This is a genomic window from Niveibacterium sp. COAC-50, assembly GCF_013184235.1.
GTDB classification, from domain to species: Bacteria; Pseudomonadota; Gammaproteobacteria; order Burkholderiales; family Rhodocyclaceae; genus Niveibacterium; species Niveibacterium microcysteis.
In genome coordinates, this window is record NZ_JABCJM010000001.1 from 1611034 (window position 1) to 1627579 (window position 16546).

Consider the following 16546-nt stretch of genomic DNA (forward strand, 5'->3'; position numbering starts at 1 on the left):
ACGCGGCGCGAACGCCAAATCAGATGGTGTGGGTGGGGCGATTCGAGCCGATATGCGCGCCGAGCACTTGCTCGATCTTGGCGCGAACGGTGGAGCCGCTCTCGTCTTCGGTGAACTGCACGCCGACGCCCTGGGTACGACCGGCCTGAGCGTTGGGCGGCGTACACCAGACGACCTTGCCTTTGACCGGCAGCTTGGCCGGATCGTCCATCAACTGCAGCAGCATGAAGACCTCGTCGCCCAGACCATAGGTCTTGTTGGTCGGGATGAACAAGCCACCGTTGCGGATGAAAGGCATGTACGCCGCGAACAGTGCGGACTTGGAGTTGATGCTGAGCGACAGCACCGCTGGACGCGCAATGGTCGAGGGCTGGGGCGTACTCATGCGGGTCTCCCGGTAGCGAGGCGGCGACAGTATCGCAGCAGGGTATCTTCGAGCAGCAAGCGTGCGTTGAGCGGGTGCGCCGCCACGCGGCGCAGGTTCAATCCGTCATTGTAGCAACCGAGCGCTTCTTCGGCGTTCCAGCCGCGCGTCAGCCCACGCAAAGCGGATTCTGCATCGGTGAAATACCGAAGCGGCGCACCGCTGGCTGCTGCAGCAAGGTCGGCATACCAGCGCAACAACCAGTCGGCCAGGCGCGGCATGTCGAATGCGGCCGCCTGAGCATCCTTGCTTCGCAGCCAGGTATCCCATGTGCCGGCAAGTTCGACGGGGTCGCGTTGTGGCAGGGTCGTGATGTCCTTGACGAAGCGAGCGCGACAGGCCGCCAGCGGGCCGGACGAAAGCTCCTCGGCTGCAACCGGCATACCGCCAGCAAAGCCGAGCCAGGTCGCCGAATCCTTGACCCCCTGCTCGGCCAGCCAGGCCGACGCCTGAGCGGCATCCGGGGCTGGGAAATCCCAACGTTGCGCGCGGCTGCGAATGGTCGGGAGCAGCCGATCCGGCGCGCGCGTGATCAGAAGGAACAGCACGCCAACCGGCGGCTCTTCGAGCAACTTGAGGAGCCCGTTTGCGGTCACGGCGTTCATGGCCTCCGCAGGGTCCACCAGCACCACGCGGCGATCGCCACGATGACCCTTGCGGGTGAGCGAATCCTGGAGTTGCCGGATCTGCTCCACCTTGATCTGGCGTGACTTGGCACTTTCCTTGTCAGCCTCGCTGACGTCGTCCGCGGCCTCGTCCGCCTCCGGCACAAGCCGGAACAGATCCGGGTGGGTACCCGCTGCGCGCCAGGTGCAGGCCTCACACTCACCGCAGGCGTATCCCTCTGCACCAGGCCGATCGCACAGCCTCGCAGCGGCGACCGCATCGGCGAACTGGCGCTTGCCGCCACCTGGGGGGCCGGCCAGCAACAAGGCATGGTGCCCGCGTTCGCCCGCGGCGGCCAGACGTGTCCACAGCGTTTGATGCCAGGGAAGAATCATGCGAAGAAGCGCTCCCGGATCACCTCTTCCACCTCTCGCTGAATGTCATCCGGCGTCCGGGTGGCATCCAGCACATGAAAGCGCGTGGCACAGTCACGAGCGCGCGCCAAGTAGGCGGCACGCACACGCGCAAAGAAGTCGGCTTGCTCGCGTTCGAAGCGGTCGCCTTCGCTGCGGCTTGCCGCCATACGCGCGGCGGCGATCGCGGGATCCAGATCAAACAGGAAAGTCAGATCCGGCTGGCGATGTGGATGGACCCATTGCTCAAGCACGGCAAACTTGTCCGCGGCGAGGCCACGCCCGCCCACTTGGTAGGCGTACGTCGCGTCCGAGAAGCGATCGCAGACGACCCACTGCCCGGCAGACAGCGCCGGCTCGATCTTCGCGGCCAGATGTTCCCGCCTCGCAGCGAACATCACCAGCGCCTCGGTCTCAAGATGCATCGGTTCATGCAACGCCAGTTCACGCAGTTTTTCGGCCAACGGAGTACCGCCAGGCTCCCGCGTCTGCACGACCTGAAGGCCTCGGCCAGCGATCAATGCCACCGCGGCTGCGATCTGGGTGCTCTTGCCGGCACCGTCTATCCCTTCAAAGGTGATGAAGCGTCCGCTCATCGGTTGTTGCCCTTGCGTTTCTGATAGCGCGCGACGGCGCGATTGTGTTCGTCCAAGGTACGGGAGAATTCACTCGACCCATCGCCACGTGCCACGAAATACAGGTAGGGCGTGCGCGGCGGGTGCAAGGCCGCAGCCAGCGCTGCCTCGCTCGGCATCGCAATCGGTGTTGGCGGCAAGCCGCGACGGGTGTAGGTGTTGTACGGCGTATCGGCCTGCAGATCGGCCTTGCGCAGGTTGCCGTCGAAATTAGGGCCGAGACCATAGATCACCGTGGGATCGGTCTGCAACGGCATACCGATCCGCAAACGATTGTAGAAAACCGACGCGATGCGTGGCCGGTCCTCCGCGATACCGGTTTCCTTTTCGATCAGCGAGGCCATGATCAGCGCCTCGTAAGGCGAGCTGACAGGCAGATCCGGATCCCGCTTCGACCATGCACCATCGAGATGGCGGGCCATTGCGCGCTGGGCACGCGCGAGCAGCGCAAGATCGCTGCCGCCCTTGGCGTAAAAGTACGTGTCCGGCATGAACAAACCTTCGGCGTTGCTGGCGCTGACACCCAGGCGCGCAAGCACCTCCTGGTCACTCAGATTCGCCGTATCGGCTTTGAGCCCAGGCAGGCGAGCCAGCTCTTCGCGCAATCGGCGGAAGGTCCAACCATCGACGAGTACGAACTCGCCTTGAGACGCGTCACCGCGGACCAGTTTCTGCAATAGGGTCCACGGTGTCACGCCCTCCAGGATCTCGTAGCTCCCTGCCTTCACTCGCGACGCATGGCCGCTTGCACGAGCCAGGGCTTCGAACAGCCATGGATTGATATCCACCCCGGACGCGGCGACCTGACGCGCCACCTGGCGCATCGAACTGCCCTGCTCGATCTCGATCTCCAACGGCGAGGAACGCAGCGCAAGCGGCGTATTGACCCGCCACGCCAGCACCAGCGCGAAGATCAGGCCGAGGAACGTGACAGCAAGCAACAAACGACGGAAGAAAAGGCGCATCAAGGGAACCGCGTGGCGGATTAAGGGCCGAATACGCAAAGGCGCCCCGCGGGGCGCCTCTTGTGGGCTCGTATAATAGCCCCACATCCGCTTTACCTGAATCCCGAAACGAGGATCGATCACTCCATGCAATCACCTTGGCTGCTGCACCTCGACCAGATTGGGGCCCGCTTTGCGGAAGACGCACCCGGCACGGTTTCCTTTTCGGACGACCCGCGATCGGAGGTTGCGCGTGCCGCAAGCGGTACCGTGGTGGTGCCGCTCACGCATTTGGGGACCTTGCGCGCCTCTGGCGAAGACGCTTCTGCCTTCTTGCACAATTTGATGTCGAACGACATCAAGAAGCTCGAACTGCATCGCGCCCACTGGAACAGTTTCAACAGCCCCAAGGGGCGGATGCTGGCCAGCTTCCTGGTATGGCGGGACGGCTCAGACTTCCTGTTGCAACTGTCGGCCGATCTGCTCGCGGCAATGCACAAGAAGCTCAGCATGTACGTCCTGCGCTCCAAGGTGCGGCTGACCGATGTGACACCCGAATACGCGGCGATCGGCCTCGCCGGTCCGGCGGTCGCCACGACCCTGGACGCGGCTGGGCTGACGCTGCCGCCGGAAGCGATGAGCGTTTCCCAGGGCGGAATCCAGGTGATACGCATCGACGCTGCTCGCGTTGAGATCCACTGCCCCGTCGCACAGGCCGGTGATCTGTGGAAGAAGTTCGTCGGCGCCGGAGCAAGCCCCGCTGGCACAGCAGCCTGGCGTTGGCTGGACATCCGCGCCGGCGTCCCGGTGGTCACGCAGGCAACCCAGGACGAATTCGTCGCCCAGATGCTCAACTTCGAGCTGATTGGCGGCGTCAGTTTTCAGAAGGGCTGCTACCCCGGCCAGGAGATCGTTGCGCGAACGCAGTATCTCGGCAAGCTGAAGAAGCGCATGTTCCGCGCGCAGGTGGCAAGCGTTGAGCCGCCGCGCGCCGGAGACGATCTTTTCGCGCCAGATTTTGGCGAACAGTCCTGCGGCAAGATCGTCACCGCGACGCCCGCGCCGGACGCCGGCTATGAAGTACTGGCGGTATTGCAGCTTTCAAGCCGCGAGGCCAACGAGGTGCATCACGCCACGCCGAGCGGCCCGCTGCTGAAGTTCGAGCCCCTGCCCTACACGGTCTCGTAACAAGCGCACCAAGCTCAAGCCCCAAAACGCTGTGAGCCACCTCTACATCTACTACCGGATCCAGCCTGGCGCCGACGACACGGCGTCGGTGCTGGCGCACGCACTGCTCGCCTCGCTCGCCCCGCATGCGCGGCATGCCCGTCTGATGCGCCGTGCCGACGATCCCGATACCTGGATGGAGGTCTACGAAGACGTGACCTCAGCCCCCGCGCTCCTGGCAGCACGCGAGCACGCTGTCGCGAACGGTGGCCTTGCTGAATTCATCGTCGGCGGTGCAATGCATGTGGAGCACTTCGTGCCACTGGAAGCACCAACGTGTGCCTGATTCTCCTGGCCTGGCAAACGCACCCCGACTTTCCGCTTCTGGTCGCAGCAAACCGCGACGAGTTTCATGATCGCCCGACACAGGCCGCGCATTGGTGGCTCGATGAACCTCGGATCTACGCTGGCAGGGATTTGCGCGCTGGCGGAACCTGGATGGGCGTCACACGAAACGGCCGCTTCGCCGCGCTGACGAACATCCGTGCGCCCTCGCGGCAGCGAAGCGATGCGCGCAGCCGAGGCGAGATCGTCACAGCCGCCTTACGGGCGCGGTGCATCGACGCTTTCCTGCTTGATATCGAGCGCACTGCCCACCAATACAATGGCTTCAATCTGCTCGTGGGTGACCGCGAAACGCTTTGGCACTTCAACAGTGAGCAGGCGTGCGCGGAGCGCGTCGCGCCCGGCATCCACGCGCTATCCAATGCCAGCCTCGACACACCCTGGCCCAAAGTGATCCGAGGCTCAAATGCACTCGCCGAAGCGGTCGAGCGACGCGCCGATCCCGAGGACCTGTTCACGCTGCTTTCGGACGACCGTCTCGCACCCGACGACTCGCTGCCGAACACTGGCGTACCGCTGGACTGGGAGCGTTGGCTGTCGGCTATCCGGATTGCCGCGCCCGGATACGGTACCCGAAGCCAGTCCGTCGTTGCGTTACCGCATGCCGGGGAGCCTCAATTGATCGAACGCGTGCTGATCTAGCGCGCGGCCAGCGCCAAGCTCATCGGGACGTGCGGAATCCCCGCCTCCCAGAATCCATCGCCATCGATCTGGAATCCGAGCCGCTCATAGAAACCCGCTGCGCTCTGCTGCGAGTTCAGCGCAACATATGCATGCCCGGCCTCGCGCGCCGCGTCGATCATCCAGCGCATCAGAGCCAGTCCGACACCGTAGCCACGCCACTGCGCGAGTACCGCGACGCGGCCGATATGGCCGTCCGGAAGAAGCCGCGCAGTGCCGATCGGGGCTCCCGCGCTATCAAACGCCAGTGCATGCACGCAAAGCGGATCTATCTCATCCCACTCAATTTCGGCAGGCACGTGCTGCTCCTCAACGAAGACCGTCGTGCGAACGGCCCTCAGCAAGTGTTGCTCGCTGGACCAATCTGCGCGGCGTACCGAAAAGGCCCGCTCGTTCATGACGTCGTTACTCCTTCAAGCCGGTAATCGAGGGACCAACCGCCCTCATCACTTTCCAGCGCCGCGATCCCACCAAACGGTAGCGACAACTTGTCCGCGACATGGCCGAAAGGCAGGCCGGTCAATATCGGCACATCGAATCGCTCACGCAGGTAACGCACCATCGCATCGAAATCAAAGCCGTTATCGGTAGCGCCGGGACGGTAGCCACCGAAGTCGCCAAGCAGCAGCGCACGCTGACGGTCGAGTACGCCGGCAAAATGGAGTTGATGCAGCATGCGTTCGATCCGGAACGGCGGCTCGGCCACGTCTTCAAGGTAGAGGATGCCACCATCAACCACGGGCATCCACGGCGTGCCGACCAGATGCGCCAGCATGCTCAGGTTGCCGCCCCAAAGGGGACCCTCAAGCGCACCACACCACCCCTGTGCCACGTCGATCCGCAGCCCGTCATGTCCGGTTTCGAGCATCCGACCAAAGTGTTCAAGGGTGAAATCACTCACTGATTCCGCCCCAAAATCGGATACCACCATCGGCCCGTGCAGGCTAACGCCACCAGCAGACAGCAAACCACATTGAAATACCGTGAAGTCACTGTGGCCAACCCACACCTTGCCGCTGCCGGCCAAGCGCGCGAAATCGATGCGATCGAGCAAGCGGGTCAGCCCATAGCCGCCGCGTAGCGCAACAGCGACGTCGACCCGAGAGTCTGCCGCGATGCGTTCTATCGCCGCCAACCGAGTGTCGTCGTCGCCCGCAAAGCGGGTGTCACAGCACAGTAGCGACTCGTCGAGCACGACGGTGTGGCCAAGGCCGCGCAAGCGCTCGGCCGCGCGCTCAACGGCCTGCGTATCACGACTGAAGCCCGAGGGCGCAAAAAAACCGAAACAGGCCATAGCAGGCGGAGCCTCAGTTGGTATCGCGGCGCTTGCGGCGCGCCGCGAAGAAGGCCGAAAGCATCGCACCGCATTCGCTGGCCAGCAAGCCACCGCGAATGCCGGCATGGTGGTTCAGCTGCGTCTGAGCATAAAGATCCATCACGCTTCCAGCCACGCCGGTCTTCGGATCTGTTGCACCAAATACGATGCGTTCAACGCGCGCGTGAAAGATCGCACCGGTGCACATCACGCACGGCTCCAGGGTCACATACAGCGTCGTGCCCGGCATGCGGTAGTTCTGAAGCACCTGCCCGGCGTCGCGCAGCGCCATCACCTCAGCGTGCGCGGTCGGATCGTTGGCGAGGATGGGCTGATTGAAGCCGCGGCCGACGACGCGCCCGTCCAGCACGACCAGAGCACCAACCGGCACTTCACCCGCGTCCGCTGCCTGTCGCGCAAGCGCGAGCGCCTCGCGCATGAAGGCTTCATCCGCGGCGTCAAACAAAGCGTCTTGATTCATCGTTCTGTTGTCGGCGCGTCCGGTTCCCTCCGCTTGCGTATGGACCCGAGCAGCAGCGTTCCCAGCGCCAGCAGCAACTCATCGACGAAAGGAATGAAGTCCGGGATCAGCAGATCGAAAACGAACAGCGCCAGCGTCAAAAGAAAGAGCTGCGGGAAGCGCAGCCGTTCAGCGAAGCGCAGCAGCGCGCCAGGCAGCAGGCGCAGGAAGAAGCCGGGAATGGCCATCGAAGTCTCCCAGAGCCAGTCGTCAGCCGCAGAGCGGCCATCGACCGAGAATTTCGTAGGGGCGCCCGGACAGCACCCGGTTGCGAATCAGCACAAACTCGCGCGCGGTCCAGCAGATCGGCTCAATAGCGTGCTCAGGTACGACCTGCGCGTCGTACGCAAGCGTCAGATGGGGCGTAGCGACAGCACCACCGGGGACCCGCATTGCTGCCGCGAGCTCGGTGCCCAGGTTCGCAGCGCCGGTATTACCACCTTCGCCCCTCAATACGACGGGCACAGCGTCGCCGGGTGGTTTGCGCCCGGCGAAACTCAATGCGCGTTCAAGGCCAAGGGCAACAGCATTTCGGCGGATCTGAGCAGCAACACGCGTCGCGGTGTTGGCGAGCACCTCGGATTGATCCGCCGGGATCCTTACACCCCACAGCGAAACGTGTAGCCGATCAACCCGCTGCATCCGGCCTGAGAGTCGATACTCGCTATGGAGTAGCTGCGCAGCCTCCATGATCGCCGGGATGACATCCGATGATGGCTGGAGTGCGAAGAACAAGTCGTCGCGCGGCACCCGCTCGGATGGTGGTTCAAAGCCCGCCAGCACCAGCTGGCCGGCCCCTGCCCCACTGTTTTTCCTCATTGGCGCCGCGCGCGCGGGAACGAAGTTATTCCCACTCTATCATCAACCGAGCTGCCAAGCCCCCGCCCCCCATAAGAACAAGAAAGTACAACCCGTCGCATACCGTCATTGTTACCGCCAGAACGCGAGGGTGCTTTTGTTACGGCGAAATCACTACGCATCACTGAAGGAGATGTCAATCAACATAATCCACATTCCCGATTGCAACTTAGTCCGCAGACACCATGCCTGACTTGTAACACCTGCCGATCGACGGCAACGGTAGCAGAAGATCCGACTTCATCGTCGTTCTACGCCGAGCAACCCACTGAAGGCGCCTACCATGGAGCGAACGGACTTGAGCCGTTCTAGCACGTTACCTTCGTCTTTCGCTCCCAGTCGCCATGAACGTGCTGCGTTGCGGCGCCGGGGACAGCCCGGCAGGGCTAGATCGCTACCCGTGCGGGAGCTGCAGAGCAGCCTGCGACAAAACGCACAATTCGGCAAATATGGACAATCCGAGGGGCATCGATTTCCGGTAGCATTACACAGTGTAAAAATTCGCTTCGAAGCATTCCACTCTACGTGCACTCCATTGCCTCCCCCGTCGATCTACTATCTTCTACGCTGCGCACCGGCCTGATGGTGTCGCTTCCGATTTTATTCGTCGTGCTTGTGGTCGGGCTGTTGGTCAATATCGTCCAGGTCGCGACTCAGATCCAGGACGCCTCGGTCTCCTTCGTTCCGAAGTTGGTTGTCGCAGGCATCGCCCTCATGCTGCTTGCGCCGTGGATGCTGCGGCGGCTTGCAATGTTCGCGACTGATGTCATTTCTTCGATCCCCCTGATCGGCTGATCCGAAAACAAGTATTAGAAGTACCCGGCATGCCGATTTCCAGTCTGTTGTCCACCGGCGCCGCTACGCTTATAGCGGCCTCGCGCTTGACTCCCGTGTTCGCCACCAGTCCCGTACTGGGCAGCTTCAGGGTACCCATGCCGGTGCGGGCTGTGGTCGTCTTGGCATTGGCCTTCGTCTTCTCGACAGCGCTAGAGCCGGCGCTGACTGGGATGTCGGAATCCCGCCTGCTCACGGTGTGCGTATCTGAAATGCTTGTCGGAGGGGTACTCGCCTTGGGGGTTCATGCGAGCTTCGCAGCCTTCGCGCTTGCGGGACGCGCGGTGGACGTGCAGTCTGGATTGGCGTTGGCCTCGGTCATTGACCCGGTCACCAAGGCGTCAGGAAGTACGCTGTCGCAGATTTTCACGACGACTGCGCTGGCCTTGTTCTTCTTTTCAGGTACCCACCTCGATCTACTTCGCGCCCTCGCGATGTCGTACGAGTGGGTGCCGGCGGGCAGCTTCCTGCCCGACAGCGCCCTTCCTGAGTTGGCAGCGCGCGCGTCGCAGATTTTCGTCTACGGTCTCGCACTTGCCGCTCCGGTCATGATGGCGCTCTGGCTCATCGACGTCGGGGTGGCAGTGACGTCGCGCTCTATGCCGCAGATCAACGTGTTGGTGCTTGCGACCCCGGTGAAGGCGCTCGTGGCTGTCACGATCCTCTCGCTGACCTGTCGCGGATGGACTTCCGAGGGTTCTGCCCTGCACTTGTTCGAATACTTTGTCGTGCGCTGACCATGGCGAATCAGGAAGAACTCGACAAGAGCGAGCAGCCCTCCCCGCACAAGTTGGAGCGGGCCCGAGAGCGCGGTTCATTTGTCCGCAGCCAGGACACGACCTTCGCGCTGGTGCTGGCGGCAGCAGCCGGCGGCACCTATGCGCTGGGTGAGCGCACGCTGGCTGCCGCGGCACGGTTGACTGTCGGGGGGCTGCGACTGGGCATTGAGGCTCCGCCCTTCGGTGCACGCATCATGTCGCTCGGTGCCGATGCACTCGCGTTGGCAGCCCCCCTGATCTTCCTGTTTCTGATCGCGGCCCTTGTGGGAGCTGGTATCCAGGCGCGCGGAGTGCTTAGCGCAGAACCGCTGAAGCCGGATTTCAGCCGACTCAACCCGGCCCAAGGACTCAAACGCCTCTTTTCGTTGCGCGCCCTGCTCGATCTCGGTCGCTCGCTCTTAAAGCTCGCTGCAAGTGGTGCGCTCTTGGGGTTTTGGCTGCATCACCGGTTTGCTGAGGTACTCGGTCTCGCGCATCGTGCGCCGCGGCGAATCGCGGCCGAAGCGGTATCCCTTGTCGGCGAGTTGCTCTCCTTGCTCGCACTTCTCTACGTGGGCTTCGCGTTGCTCGATTGGCTCGTTGCCCGCTGGGATTTCATGCGGCAGATGCGCATGTCCAAGCGTGAGCTCAAGGATGAATTCAAGGAGCGCGAGGGCGACCCGCGCATCAAGCAACGTCAGCGCGAATTGCGCAATGAGGTGGTGCGTCGCGCGCGCTCCCTCGCACGCGTGCCGGCAGCCAGCGCAGTCGTCACCAATCCGACGCACTTCGCGGTGTGCATCGAGTACGACGAGGCGAACGATCCGGCGCCACGCGTGACGGCGAAGGGCCGTGGCATCCAGGCTTGGCTGATACGGTCGATCGCCAGACGAGCCTGCGTCCCCGTGGTCGAGAACCCGCCGCTCGCGCGCGCGCTGTTCCGCGCGGTGGATGAAGACGCCTACATCGCAGCCGAGCACTACGGTGCAGTCGCGAAAATCCTGCTGTGGGTTGCCGCAACGCGACCACGAAAGGCGGGTGCGCGGTGAGCAGGTCGTCGCTGATGCGCGCGAACTCCGATCTGGTGCTCGTCGCGCTGGTGCTGGGCATCCTCTTCTTGCTCTTCGCGCCGATTCCTCCCGGCCTGCTCGATTTCCTGATTCTCACGAACTTCGCGCTGGCGCTGCTGATCCTGCTGCTGACCTTCTATGCGCCGCGCCCGGTCGACTTCTCGACCTTACCGGCAGTATTGCTGGTGGCAACGCTCTTTCGATTGTCGCTCAACGTTAGTGCGACGCGCCTTATCCTCACCGAAGGCGACGCCGGCCGAGTGATCGGTGCGGTGGGAGCCTACGTGGTGGGCGGAAACTACGTGATCGGTCTGATCGTCTTCCTGATCCTTGTCGTCGTGCAGTACGTCGTCGTGACCGCCGGCGCGCAACGGGTTTCGGAAGTTGCAGCACGTTTCACGCTTGATTCGATGCCTGGCCAGCAGATGAGTATTGACGCCGACCTAAACATGGGGCTCATCGATCAGGACGAGGCCAAACGCCGTCGCCGCAACCTCGAACGGGAAGCTGGCTTCTACGGTGCGATGGACGGGGCGAGCAAGTTCGTGAAGGGCGACGCTATCGCCGGCATCGTCATAATGCTGATCAATATCGTCGGCGGTCTCGTGATCGGCGTCATCCAGCACGGCATGGGCTGGGCGGAGTCCCTGCAACGCTACACGCTGCTGACCATCGGCGACGGCATCGTCACGCAAATTCCGGCGCTGGTGATCTCGGTCGGCACTGGTCTTATTGTCACTCGCTCCGCGTCCGACACGGAGCTGGGCAAGGAGGTGCTGCGACAGTTGCTGACGCGCCCGCGCACGCTGGTCTTGGCTGCTGGAACGCTGTTGGCGACGGCCTTCCTGCCGGGCATTCCGGCACTACCAGCGCTGGCAATCTCGACAGCGCTCGGTCTCGGATTCTGGCGGGCGCGCGAAACCTCGACCCCGACTAATGATAACGAAGCCGATGCGACGACCGACGACGTGAAAGCCAATGCGCTCGAATTCGCACCGCTGGAGATCCAGTTTGGTCGCGGACTATCCGGCTTGGTCGGTGGCGAGCAGGGTGCACTCGCCGAGCGGGTCGCAGCGTTCCGCACCCAGTACGCAGGCGACATGGGGCTGCACATGCCCAAGGTGCGCTTCCGCGAAGTCGCCGAACTCGGTGAGGCGCACTATCAGATCTGCATTCAAGGTGATCCGGTGGCGTTCGGCGAATTGCAGCCCGCGCGCACCCTCGCGATCCACCCCTCGGGCGACCAGACCCTGATACCTGGCATCGCAACGCGCGACCCGAGCTACAACCTGCCGGCCCTCTGGATCGAGGACGCGCAGCAAGTAGCGGCGCGGGCAGCACGATACACGCTGGTCGACCCGGCGACCGTTCTGTTCACTCATCTGTGTGAAGTCGTACGCCAGCAATCGGCATCGCTCCTGACGCGCAGCGAGACGGACCGATTGCTCGGTCGCGTACGCAGCGCGTCGCCCGGCTTGGTCGAAGAACTGGTTCCCACCGTTCTTACTGTCAGTGACGTGCAAAAAGTGCTGCAAAACTTGCTCCGCGAGAAGGTGGCGATCCGCAACGTCGAGGCAATCCTTGAGGCCCTCGTCGACGCGGCGCGTCAGAGCAAGGACTCTGGCACGCTCACCGAGGCCGTGCGGCAGCGCCTGGGGACTACAATCTGCAACGCGTTGTCGTCCGACCACAAAACCTTGCACGTGATCACCGTCGACCCAGCCATCGAACGCCTGCTTGTGCCGGGGGGGCACGACGCGGCCCTGCCTGCGGTCGCCTCAGACCCGCGCGCCGCCGAGAGCTTTCTGCTAAAGCTCGCCGGCCAAGCAGAGCGGATGATGAAGAGTAGCCTGTTGCCTGTCGTGCTGTGTTCGCCCGACGCACGACGCCAGATTCGTGCGCTCTGCGAGCGCGCGACTCCCCATGTACGCGTGCTGTCGGTGGCGGAGATCCCGCCGCACTACGAGTTGCGCGCCTTTTCCACCGTATCGCCTTAACTGCCATGTCCGACGTACTTGAGATCGCCCGCATCGGTCTGTCCTCACTTCAGGCGCGCGTAAGCGGCAGTGCCGCCAACGCGGCGAACGCGCTGACCCCTGGCTACCGACGCAAGGTAGCGGCCCCTGCGCCACAGTTTCACGTTGCCATGCGCGATGCGGCTGCAACGACGGCCACCGCTCCAGCTCACCCCGAGTTCGCCCGCGACGCAAGCGCTGGATCGATGCGCGCGACGGGACGCACTGCTGACGTCGCGATCCCCACGCCGAACGTGTTCTTCCTGCTCTCCGACGGCGCACGCCAATTTGTGACGCGCGCCGGGAATTTCCGCACCGATGCGGAGAACCGGCTCGTCGCATTCAACGGTCTGCGCGTCCAGGGCGAACAAGGCGACATCGTGCTGCCGCCAGGACGCATCGAGATCGACGAACGAGCGCGGATCTCGGTGGAGGGCATCCCGGTTGCAAGCCTCGCGCTCGTGACGCCCGAATCGCCCGAAACACTCGACTTCGCTGACGCTGGGGTGATCGCCCCAACCACGCGCTGGCACGCGGCAGGCTTGGACGCCATGCGCGTGAGGCCAGGACATCTCGAAGAGAGCAACGTCGATCACGGCGCCGAAATGCTTGCCCTGATGGCCAACGTCCGCCAGTACGAAAGCCTCGTGCGCGCGAGCCAGGGCTATGACGACATGCTCTCTCGCGCGATCCAGAAACTGGGCGACCTGCAGGGGTAATCACATGTTCGAATCATTGCGTATTTCCCAGATCGGGTTGCAGGCGCAGAAGGCACAGCTCGATGCCGTGGCGCAGAACCTCGCCAACGCCAACACCCCAGGCTACAAGCGCATCGGAGTAGATTTCGGTGCACTGATGGCCCCCTCCCCCGCCGCGTCGAACGAGGACGCACCGCGTCCTGCGGCGCCTTGGCGCATCGACCTGACAACCGGCGAACTGCGTGCAACGGGTAATCCGTTGGATCTCGCAGTTTCCGGTGATGGTTTCATCGAGGTCGCTGCCGAAGGCCAACGAACAGTTTTGTGGCGTGGCGGACGGCTGCAGGTGCTACCCGATGGCACGCTCGCGACCGACTCAGGCCATGCGCTGCGCGCCGACATCCGCGTCCCCGAAGGTGCGCGCGAACTCGCAGTGCTGCCCGATGGCACAGTCGTCGCGCGCTTGCCCGGCGCCGAAGCACTCAGCGAGATTGGGCGTATCGAACTCGCATCGATTACCGACCCGAGCGCGCTCGAGTACCTCGGTGATGGCTTGTTCGCGGTCGCCAGCGACTCGCGTCTGCTGCGCGGACGCCCGGGGGAACTGGGGCTGGGTCACGTCATTGCAGGCAAGCTCGAATCCGCGAACGTGAAGCTCGTCGACGAGACCGTCAACATGATGCTCGCGCAGCGCATCTACGAGCTTAATGCCAAGGTGGCACAGGCTGCGGACGAGATCATGGCACTCACCAACGGCCTGCGGAAGTAGGAAAGCAATGAAACGTATCATCGCCCTGGCGCTCGCTTCGGCAACCGCCCATGCCGCGCCGTCGCAGGTGCTGCTGAACGCGTCGGATGCGTCCGAGTTGCGACGCCTCGTCGCTCGCCAGGCAGAGACTTGGCTTGCCGGAGAGCGGGAGCGCTACACGGTGGTCGGACAGACCGACGAGGGCGCCGCGCAGTTCGACTTCGCGCAACCGGTGCGGCTCACGCTCTTCCATCCGCAGGGGCCGAACGCCGTCCCCACAAGCGTCGACGTCGCGCTTGAACAGGCGCTGCCTGCGACCCGAAGCGTGCGTGCGCGGCTCTTCCTGCGCCGCGCCGTGCGGGGCCTCGTTGCGACCCGAACGCTGGAGCGCAACACATCCTTCCGCTGCGAGGACTACCGCGAAGGCTTCGTCGTAGTCGAGCGCGCCGGGGCCGAGCCGATGTCAGCACCATGCGTGGCGCCCACGCAGGCGATGCGTTTGCGCAACGCGCTCTCGCCTGGCCAGACCTTGCACGAAGCCGACCTGCGCACCGCCCCCCTCGTCGCCGAGGGCAACGATGTACCGGTCCGCGTGCAAGTTGCATCCGTCGTGCTTGAACAGCACGGGCGCGCACTGCGCGACGCTCAGCCCGGCGAACGCCTCAGCGTGCAACTGGCCAACTCGACCACTCCCGTCACGGGTCGACTCCGTGCCGATGGTGTCGTGTTGATCGAAGGACCGTCGCAATGAATGCCATGTCGCGCCTGATCGTCATCGCGACGCTTGCAGCGTCGGCCGCTCACGCACAGTCGGTGTCGCTGCTCGCTCCGACCGAATTCCGCTCGCTCACTGCCGATCGGCGCGCCTGGCGTGTCGGCGACGTGCTTACCATCGCGATCCAGGAAAACGCCACGGCCACCACCGCTGTCGACCTCGGTACCCACCGGCGCAGCGCGGCCAACGTCAATGTCGACCCGATCCAGGGCGCCAGCGTTTCCGCCGGCGCAGGGCTGGACAACGACTCGACGGGCGCGGGCCGCATGCAGCGCAGCGGGCGCCTGCTCGCGCAGATCACCGTCGCCGTGACCGAGATCCTGCCAAGCGGCGACCTCGCCGTCGCCGGCGAGCAGCAACTCGACCTGAACGGCGAAGCGCAGACGATCCGAGTACGAGGGCGCTTGCGTTCGACCGACATCGACGAGCGCAACGTCGTGCAGTCGAACCGACTCGCCGATGCACGCATCCAGTTTGTTGGCGACGGGTTCCTCACCGATGCGGGCAAACCGGGCTTGCTCTCGCGTCTCCTTACGCTCTTCGGGCTCTGATAGCATGAATCTCCGGACCCGCCTCCTCATTATCGGTTTGCTGGCACTCGCCACCGCTTCCGCACAAGTCTCTGCCAGCGGCTCCCGCATCAAGGACATGGCGCGCGTACAAGGCGCGCGCAGCCACCCGTTGTATGGCTATGGCATCGTCACCGGACTGGCCGGTACGGGCGACGCCCCCGGCAACAAGGCCACCCGCCAGTCGCTGGCGAACCTTTACTCGCAGTTCGGCGTTTCGATCCCCAGCGACTCGGTGAGTAGCCGAAACGTCGCCGCCGTAATGGTCAGCGCTGCGTTGCCGGCTTACGCGCGCCAGGGAGACACGCTGGACCTTACGGTGACCTCGGTTGGCGACGCGCGCAGCTTGGTTGGCGGAATGCTGCTGATTACCGCCCTGCAAGGGCCTGATGGCAAGGTGTATGCGCTGGGTCAGGGTCCGCTGACGGTGGGTGGCTACAAGTACGACGCCAACGGCACACTGGGACAGAAGAATCACCCAACAGTCGCGACCGTGCCCGGTGGTGCCAGCGTCGAACAGGAGCCGTTGCACGCCGATCTAGGCAAGCGTGACAACCTGACGCTGAGTCTGATGGAGCCCGATTTCACGAACGCCGCGCGCGTCGCTGACGCGATCAATGCCGCCTTCGCCGGCGCGCAGGCGACGCCCACCGACAACGGCGGCGTCACCGTGCGCGTGCCGGCGAGCCACCAAGGACGTTTTGTCGACTTCGTGCGCCAAATCGAGGGCCTGGAATTTCAACCAGACGCGCCCTCACGAGTGGTCGTCAATGAGCGCACCGGCACGGTCATCGCTGGTGCGCGGGTGCGCGTTTCGTCAGTCGCGATCTCCTATGGCGACCTCAAGATATCGATTGCCACTGACAACAGCGTGTCGCAACCGACGCTGATCGCTGGATTCCAGCCTGGCGTCACAACCGAGCGCGTCTCCAATTCGCGCGTCGACATTGAAGAGCGCAGCGGTGCGACCCTCGTCACCCAACCCGGCGGCACAGTCGCTGATCTCGTCCAGGCGCTCGGGCGTCTGCGCACCAGCGCCCGCGATATCGTATCCATTCTCAAGGCCCTGAAGGCCGCCGGCGCCTTGCACGCCGATCTGATCGTCCAATAA

21 protein-coding genes are annotated in these 16546 nt (G+C 63.9%); 12 read left to right on the forward strand and 9 right to left on the reverse strand.

Going from position 1 to position 16546, the window contains the following annotated elements; genetic code table 11:
• Nucleotides 1–19: 19 nt before the first annotated feature.
• From HH302_RS07140 to mltG, 4 genes are read right to left on the reverse strand one after another with little or no spacing between them, the layout of a single operon-like run.
• Nucleotides 20–385, reverse strand: coding sequence for a PilZ domain-containing protein (locus HH302_RS07140; RefSeq protein ID WP_172200366.1), 366 nt, complete (start codon nt 383–385; stop codon nt 20–22).
• The gene (gene holB / locus HH302_RS07145) at nt 382–1425 is read right to left on the reverse strand and encodes a DNA polymerase III subunit delta' (protein ID WP_172200369.1); all 1044 of its coding nucleotides are present in this window, start codon (nt 1423–1425) and stop codon (nt 382–384) included. The genes HH302_RS07140 and holB overlap by 4 nt, the downstream gene beginning before the upstream one ends.
• Nucleotides 1422–2039 carry a dTMP kinase gene (gene tmk, locus HH302_RS07150; RefSeq protein WP_172200372.1) on the reverse strand — a complete coding sequence of 206 codons (618 nt, stop codon included), beginning with the start codon at nt 2037–2039 and terminating at the stop codon, nt 1422–1424. The genes holB and tmk overlap by 4 nt, the downstream gene beginning before the upstream one ends.
• On the reverse strand, nt 2036–3043 hold the full coding sequence (gene mltG / locus HH302_RS07155; protein WP_172200375.1) for an endolytic transglycosylase MltG: 1008 nt from the start codon (nt 3041–3043) through the stop codon (nt 2036–2038). The genes tmk and mltG overlap by 4 nt, the downstream gene beginning before the upstream one ends.
• A 126-nt stretch (nt 3044–3169) precedes the next feature.
• Here mltG and HH302_RS07160 point away from each other — a divergent pair, with 126 nt between their 5' ends.
• Genes HH302_RS07160 through HH302_RS07170 form a run of 3 tightly spaced genes read left to right on the forward strand, consistent with a single transcriptional unit; the run spans nt 3170 to nt 5236 of the window.
• Complete coding sequence (locus tag HH302_RS07160) at nt 3170–4210, forward strand: folate-binding protein YgfZ (protein WP_172200378.1); 1041 nt, start codon at nt 3170–3172, stop codon at nt 4208–4210.
• A 31-nt stretch (nt 4211–4241) separates the two neighbouring features.
• Entirely contained in the window at nt 4242–4535 is a 294-nt protein-coding gene (locus HH302_RS07165) for a DUF4936 family protein (RefSeq protein ID WP_172200381.1), read from the forward strand.
• Nucleotides 4526–5236 carry an NRDE family protein gene (locus HH302_RS07170; protein WP_172200384.1) on the forward strand — a complete coding sequence of 237 codons (711 nt, stop codon included), beginning with the start codon at nt 4526–4528 and terminating at the stop codon, nt 5234–5236. Before HH302_RS07165 ends, HH302_RS07170 begins: the two co-directional genes overlap by 10 nt.
• Here the strand turns inward: HH302_RS07170 and HH302_RS07175 are convergent.
• The 5 genes from HH302_RS07175 to HH302_RS07195 form a co-directional block, all read right to left on the reverse strand.
• Nucleotides 5233–5574, reverse strand: coding sequence for a GNAT family N-acetyltransferase (locus tag HH302_RS07175; protein WP_371814602.1), 342 nt, complete (start codon nt 5572–5574; stop codon nt 5233–5235). The two genes, HH302_RS07170 and HH302_RS07175, sit on opposite strands and share 4 nt — an antisense overlap.
• 95 nt (nt 5575–5669) lie before the next feature.
• Nucleotides 5670–6569, reverse strand: coding sequence for an LD-carboxypeptidase (locus tag HH302_RS07180; protein ID WP_172200407.1), 900 nt, complete (start codon nt 6567–6569; stop codon nt 5670–5672).
• 13 nt (nt 6570–6582) lie between these two features.
• On the reverse strand, nt 6583–7071 hold the full coding sequence (gene tadA, locus HH302_RS07185; RefSeq protein ID WP_172200410.1) for a tRNA adenosine(34) deaminase TadA: 489 nt from the start codon (nt 7069–7071) through the stop codon (nt 6583–6585).
• Nucleotides 7068–7298: a DUF6116 family protein gene (locus tag HH302_RS07190; RefSeq protein ID WP_172200413.1), complete on the reverse strand. Its 231-nt coding sequence runs from the start codon at nt 7296–7298 to the stop codon at nt 7068–7070. The genes tadA and HH302_RS07190 overlap by 4 nt, the downstream gene beginning before the upstream one ends.
• Before the next feature lie 22 nt (nt 7299–7320).
• Nucleotides 7321–7929, reverse strand: coding sequence for a 2'-5' RNA ligase family protein (locus tag HH302_RS07195; RefSeq protein ID WP_172200416.1), 609 nt, complete (start codon nt 7927–7929; stop codon nt 7321–7323).
• A 564-nt stretch (nt 7930–8493) separates the two neighbouring features.
• On the opposite strand from HH302_RS07195, the gene HH302_RS07200 reads away from it, so the two are divergent.
• From HH302_RS07200 to HH302_RS07240, 9 genes are read left to right on the forward strand one after another with little or no spacing between them, the layout of a single operon-like run.
• On the forward strand, nt 8494–8763 hold the full coding sequence (locus HH302_RS07200) for a flagellar biosynthetic protein FliQ (protein WP_216661771.1): 270 nt from the start codon (nt 8494–8496) through the stop codon (nt 8761–8763).
• A 29-nt stretch (nt 8764–8792) separates the two neighbouring features.
• On the forward strand, nt 8793–9539 hold the full coding sequence (locus HH302_RS07205) for a flagellar biosynthetic protein FliR (protein ID WP_172200419.1): 747 nt from the start codon (nt 8793–8795) through the stop codon (nt 9537–9539).
• A 2-nt stretch (nt 9540–9541) separates the two neighbouring features.
• Entirely contained in the window at nt 9542–10609 is a 1068-nt protein-coding gene (locus HH302_RS07210; protein ID WP_172200422.1) for a flagellar biosynthesis protein FlhB, read from the forward strand.
• Nucleotides 10610–10623: 14 nt separating this feature from the next.
• The gene (locus tag HH302_RS07215) at nt 10624–12627 is read left to right on the forward strand and encodes a flagellar biosynthesis protein FlhA (RefSeq protein WP_172200425.1); all 2004 of its coding nucleotides are present in this window, start codon (nt 10624–10626) and stop codon (nt 12625–12627) included.
• A gap of 5 nt (nt 12628–12632) precedes the next feature.
• Nucleotides 12633–13364 carry a flagellar hook basal-body protein gene (locus HH302_RS07220; protein ID WP_172200428.1) on the forward strand — a complete coding sequence of 244 codons (732 nt, stop codon included), beginning with the start codon at nt 12633–12635 and terminating at the stop codon, nt 13362–13364.
• A 4-nt stretch (nt 13365–13368) separates the two neighbouring features.
• Nucleotides 13369–14112: a flagellar hook-basal body protein gene (locus HH302_RS07225; protein WP_172200431.1), complete on the forward strand. Its 744-nt coding sequence runs from the start codon at nt 13369–13371 to the stop codon at nt 14110–14112.
• Nucleotides 14113–14119: 7 nt separating this feature from the next.
• A complete protein-coding gene (gene flgA, locus HH302_RS07230; protein ID WP_172200434.1) occupies nt 14120–14842 on the forward strand; it encodes a flagellar basal body P-ring formation chaperone FlgA in 723 nt (240 codons plus the stop codon).
• Nucleotides 14839–15417: a flagellar basal body L-ring protein FlgH gene (locus tag HH302_RS07235; protein WP_172200437.1), complete on the forward strand. Its 579-nt coding sequence runs from the start codon at nt 14839–14841 to the stop codon at nt 15415–15417. Before flgA ends, HH302_RS07235 begins: the two co-directional genes overlap by 4 nt.
• 4 nt (nt 15418–15421) lie before the next feature.
• Nucleotides 15422–16546, forward strand: a complete 1125-nt coding sequence (locus tag HH302_RS07240) for a flagellar basal body P-ring protein FlgI (protein WP_172200440.1) — start codon at nt 15422–15424, stop codon at nt 16544–16546.

Excerpts from the sequence above, each read along its gene's own strand:
- HH302_RS07140 (WP_172200366.1), bottom strand. The coding sequence starts at position 385 with ATGAGTACGCCCCAGCCCTCGACCATTGCGCGTCCAGCGGTGCTGTCG.
- holB (WP_172200369.1), bottom strand. The coding sequence starts at position 1,425 with ATGATTCTTCCCTGGCATCAAACGCTGTGGACACGTCTGGCCGCCGCG.
- tmk (WP_172200372.1), bottom strand. The coding sequence starts at position 2,039 with ATGAGCGGACGCTTCATCACCTTTGAAGGGATAGACGGTGCCGGCAAG.
- mltG (WP_172200375.1), bottom strand. The coding sequence starts at position 3,043 with ATGCGCCTTTTCTTCCGTCGTTTGTTGCTTGCTGTCACGTTCCTCGGC.
- HH302_RS07160 (WP_172200378.1), top strand. The coding sequence starts at position 3,170 with ATGCAATCACCTTGGCTGCTGCACCTCGACCAGATTGGGGCCCGCTTT.
- HH302_RS07180 (WP_172200407.1), bottom strand. The coding sequence starts at position 6,569 with ATGGCCTGTTTCGGTTTTTTTGCGCCCTCGGGCTTCAGTCGTGATACG.
- tadA (WP_172200410.1), bottom strand. The coding sequence starts at position 7,071 with ATGAATCAAGACGCTTTGTTTGACGCCGCGGATGAAGCCTTCATGCGC.
- HH302_RS07190 (WP_172200413.1), bottom strand. The coding sequence starts at position 7,298 with ATGGCCATTCCCGGCTTCTTCCTGCGCCTGCTGCCTGGCGCGCTGCTG.
- HH302_RS07195 (WP_172200416.1), bottom strand. The coding sequence starts at position 7,929 with ATGAGGAAAAACAGTGGGGCAGGGGCCGGCCAGCTGGTGCTGGCGGGC.
- HH302_RS07205 (WP_172200419.1), top strand. The coding sequence starts at position 8,793 with ATGCCGATTTCCAGTCTGTTGTCCACCGGCGCCGCTACGCTTATAGCG.
- HH302_RS07210 (WP_172200422.1), top strand. The coding sequence starts at position 9,542 with ATGGCGAATCAGGAAGAACTCGACAAGAGCGAGCAGCCCTCCCCGCAC.
- HH302_RS07215 (WP_172200425.1), top strand. The coding sequence starts at position 10,624 with ATGCGCGCGAACTCCGATCTGGTGCTCGTCGCGCTGGTGCTGGGCATC.
- HH302_RS07220 (WP_172200428.1), top strand. The coding sequence starts at position 12,633 with ATGTCCGACGTACTTGAGATCGCCCGCATCGGTCTGTCCTCACTTCAG.
- HH302_RS07225 (WP_172200431.1), top strand. The coding sequence starts at position 13,369 with ATGTTCGAATCATTGCGTATTTCCCAGATCGGGTTGCAGGCGCAGAAG.
- flgA (WP_172200434.1), top strand. The coding sequence starts at position 14,120 with ATGAAACGTATCATCGCCCTGGCGCTCGCTTCGGCAACCGCCCATGCC.
- HH302_RS07235 (WP_172200437.1), top strand. The coding sequence starts at position 14,839 with ATGAATGCCATGTCGCGCCTGATCGTCATCGCGACGCTTGCAGCGTCG.
- HH302_RS07240 (WP_172200440.1), top strand. The coding sequence starts at position 15,422 with ATGAATCTCCGGACCCGCCTCCTCATTATCGGTTTGCTGGCACTCGCC.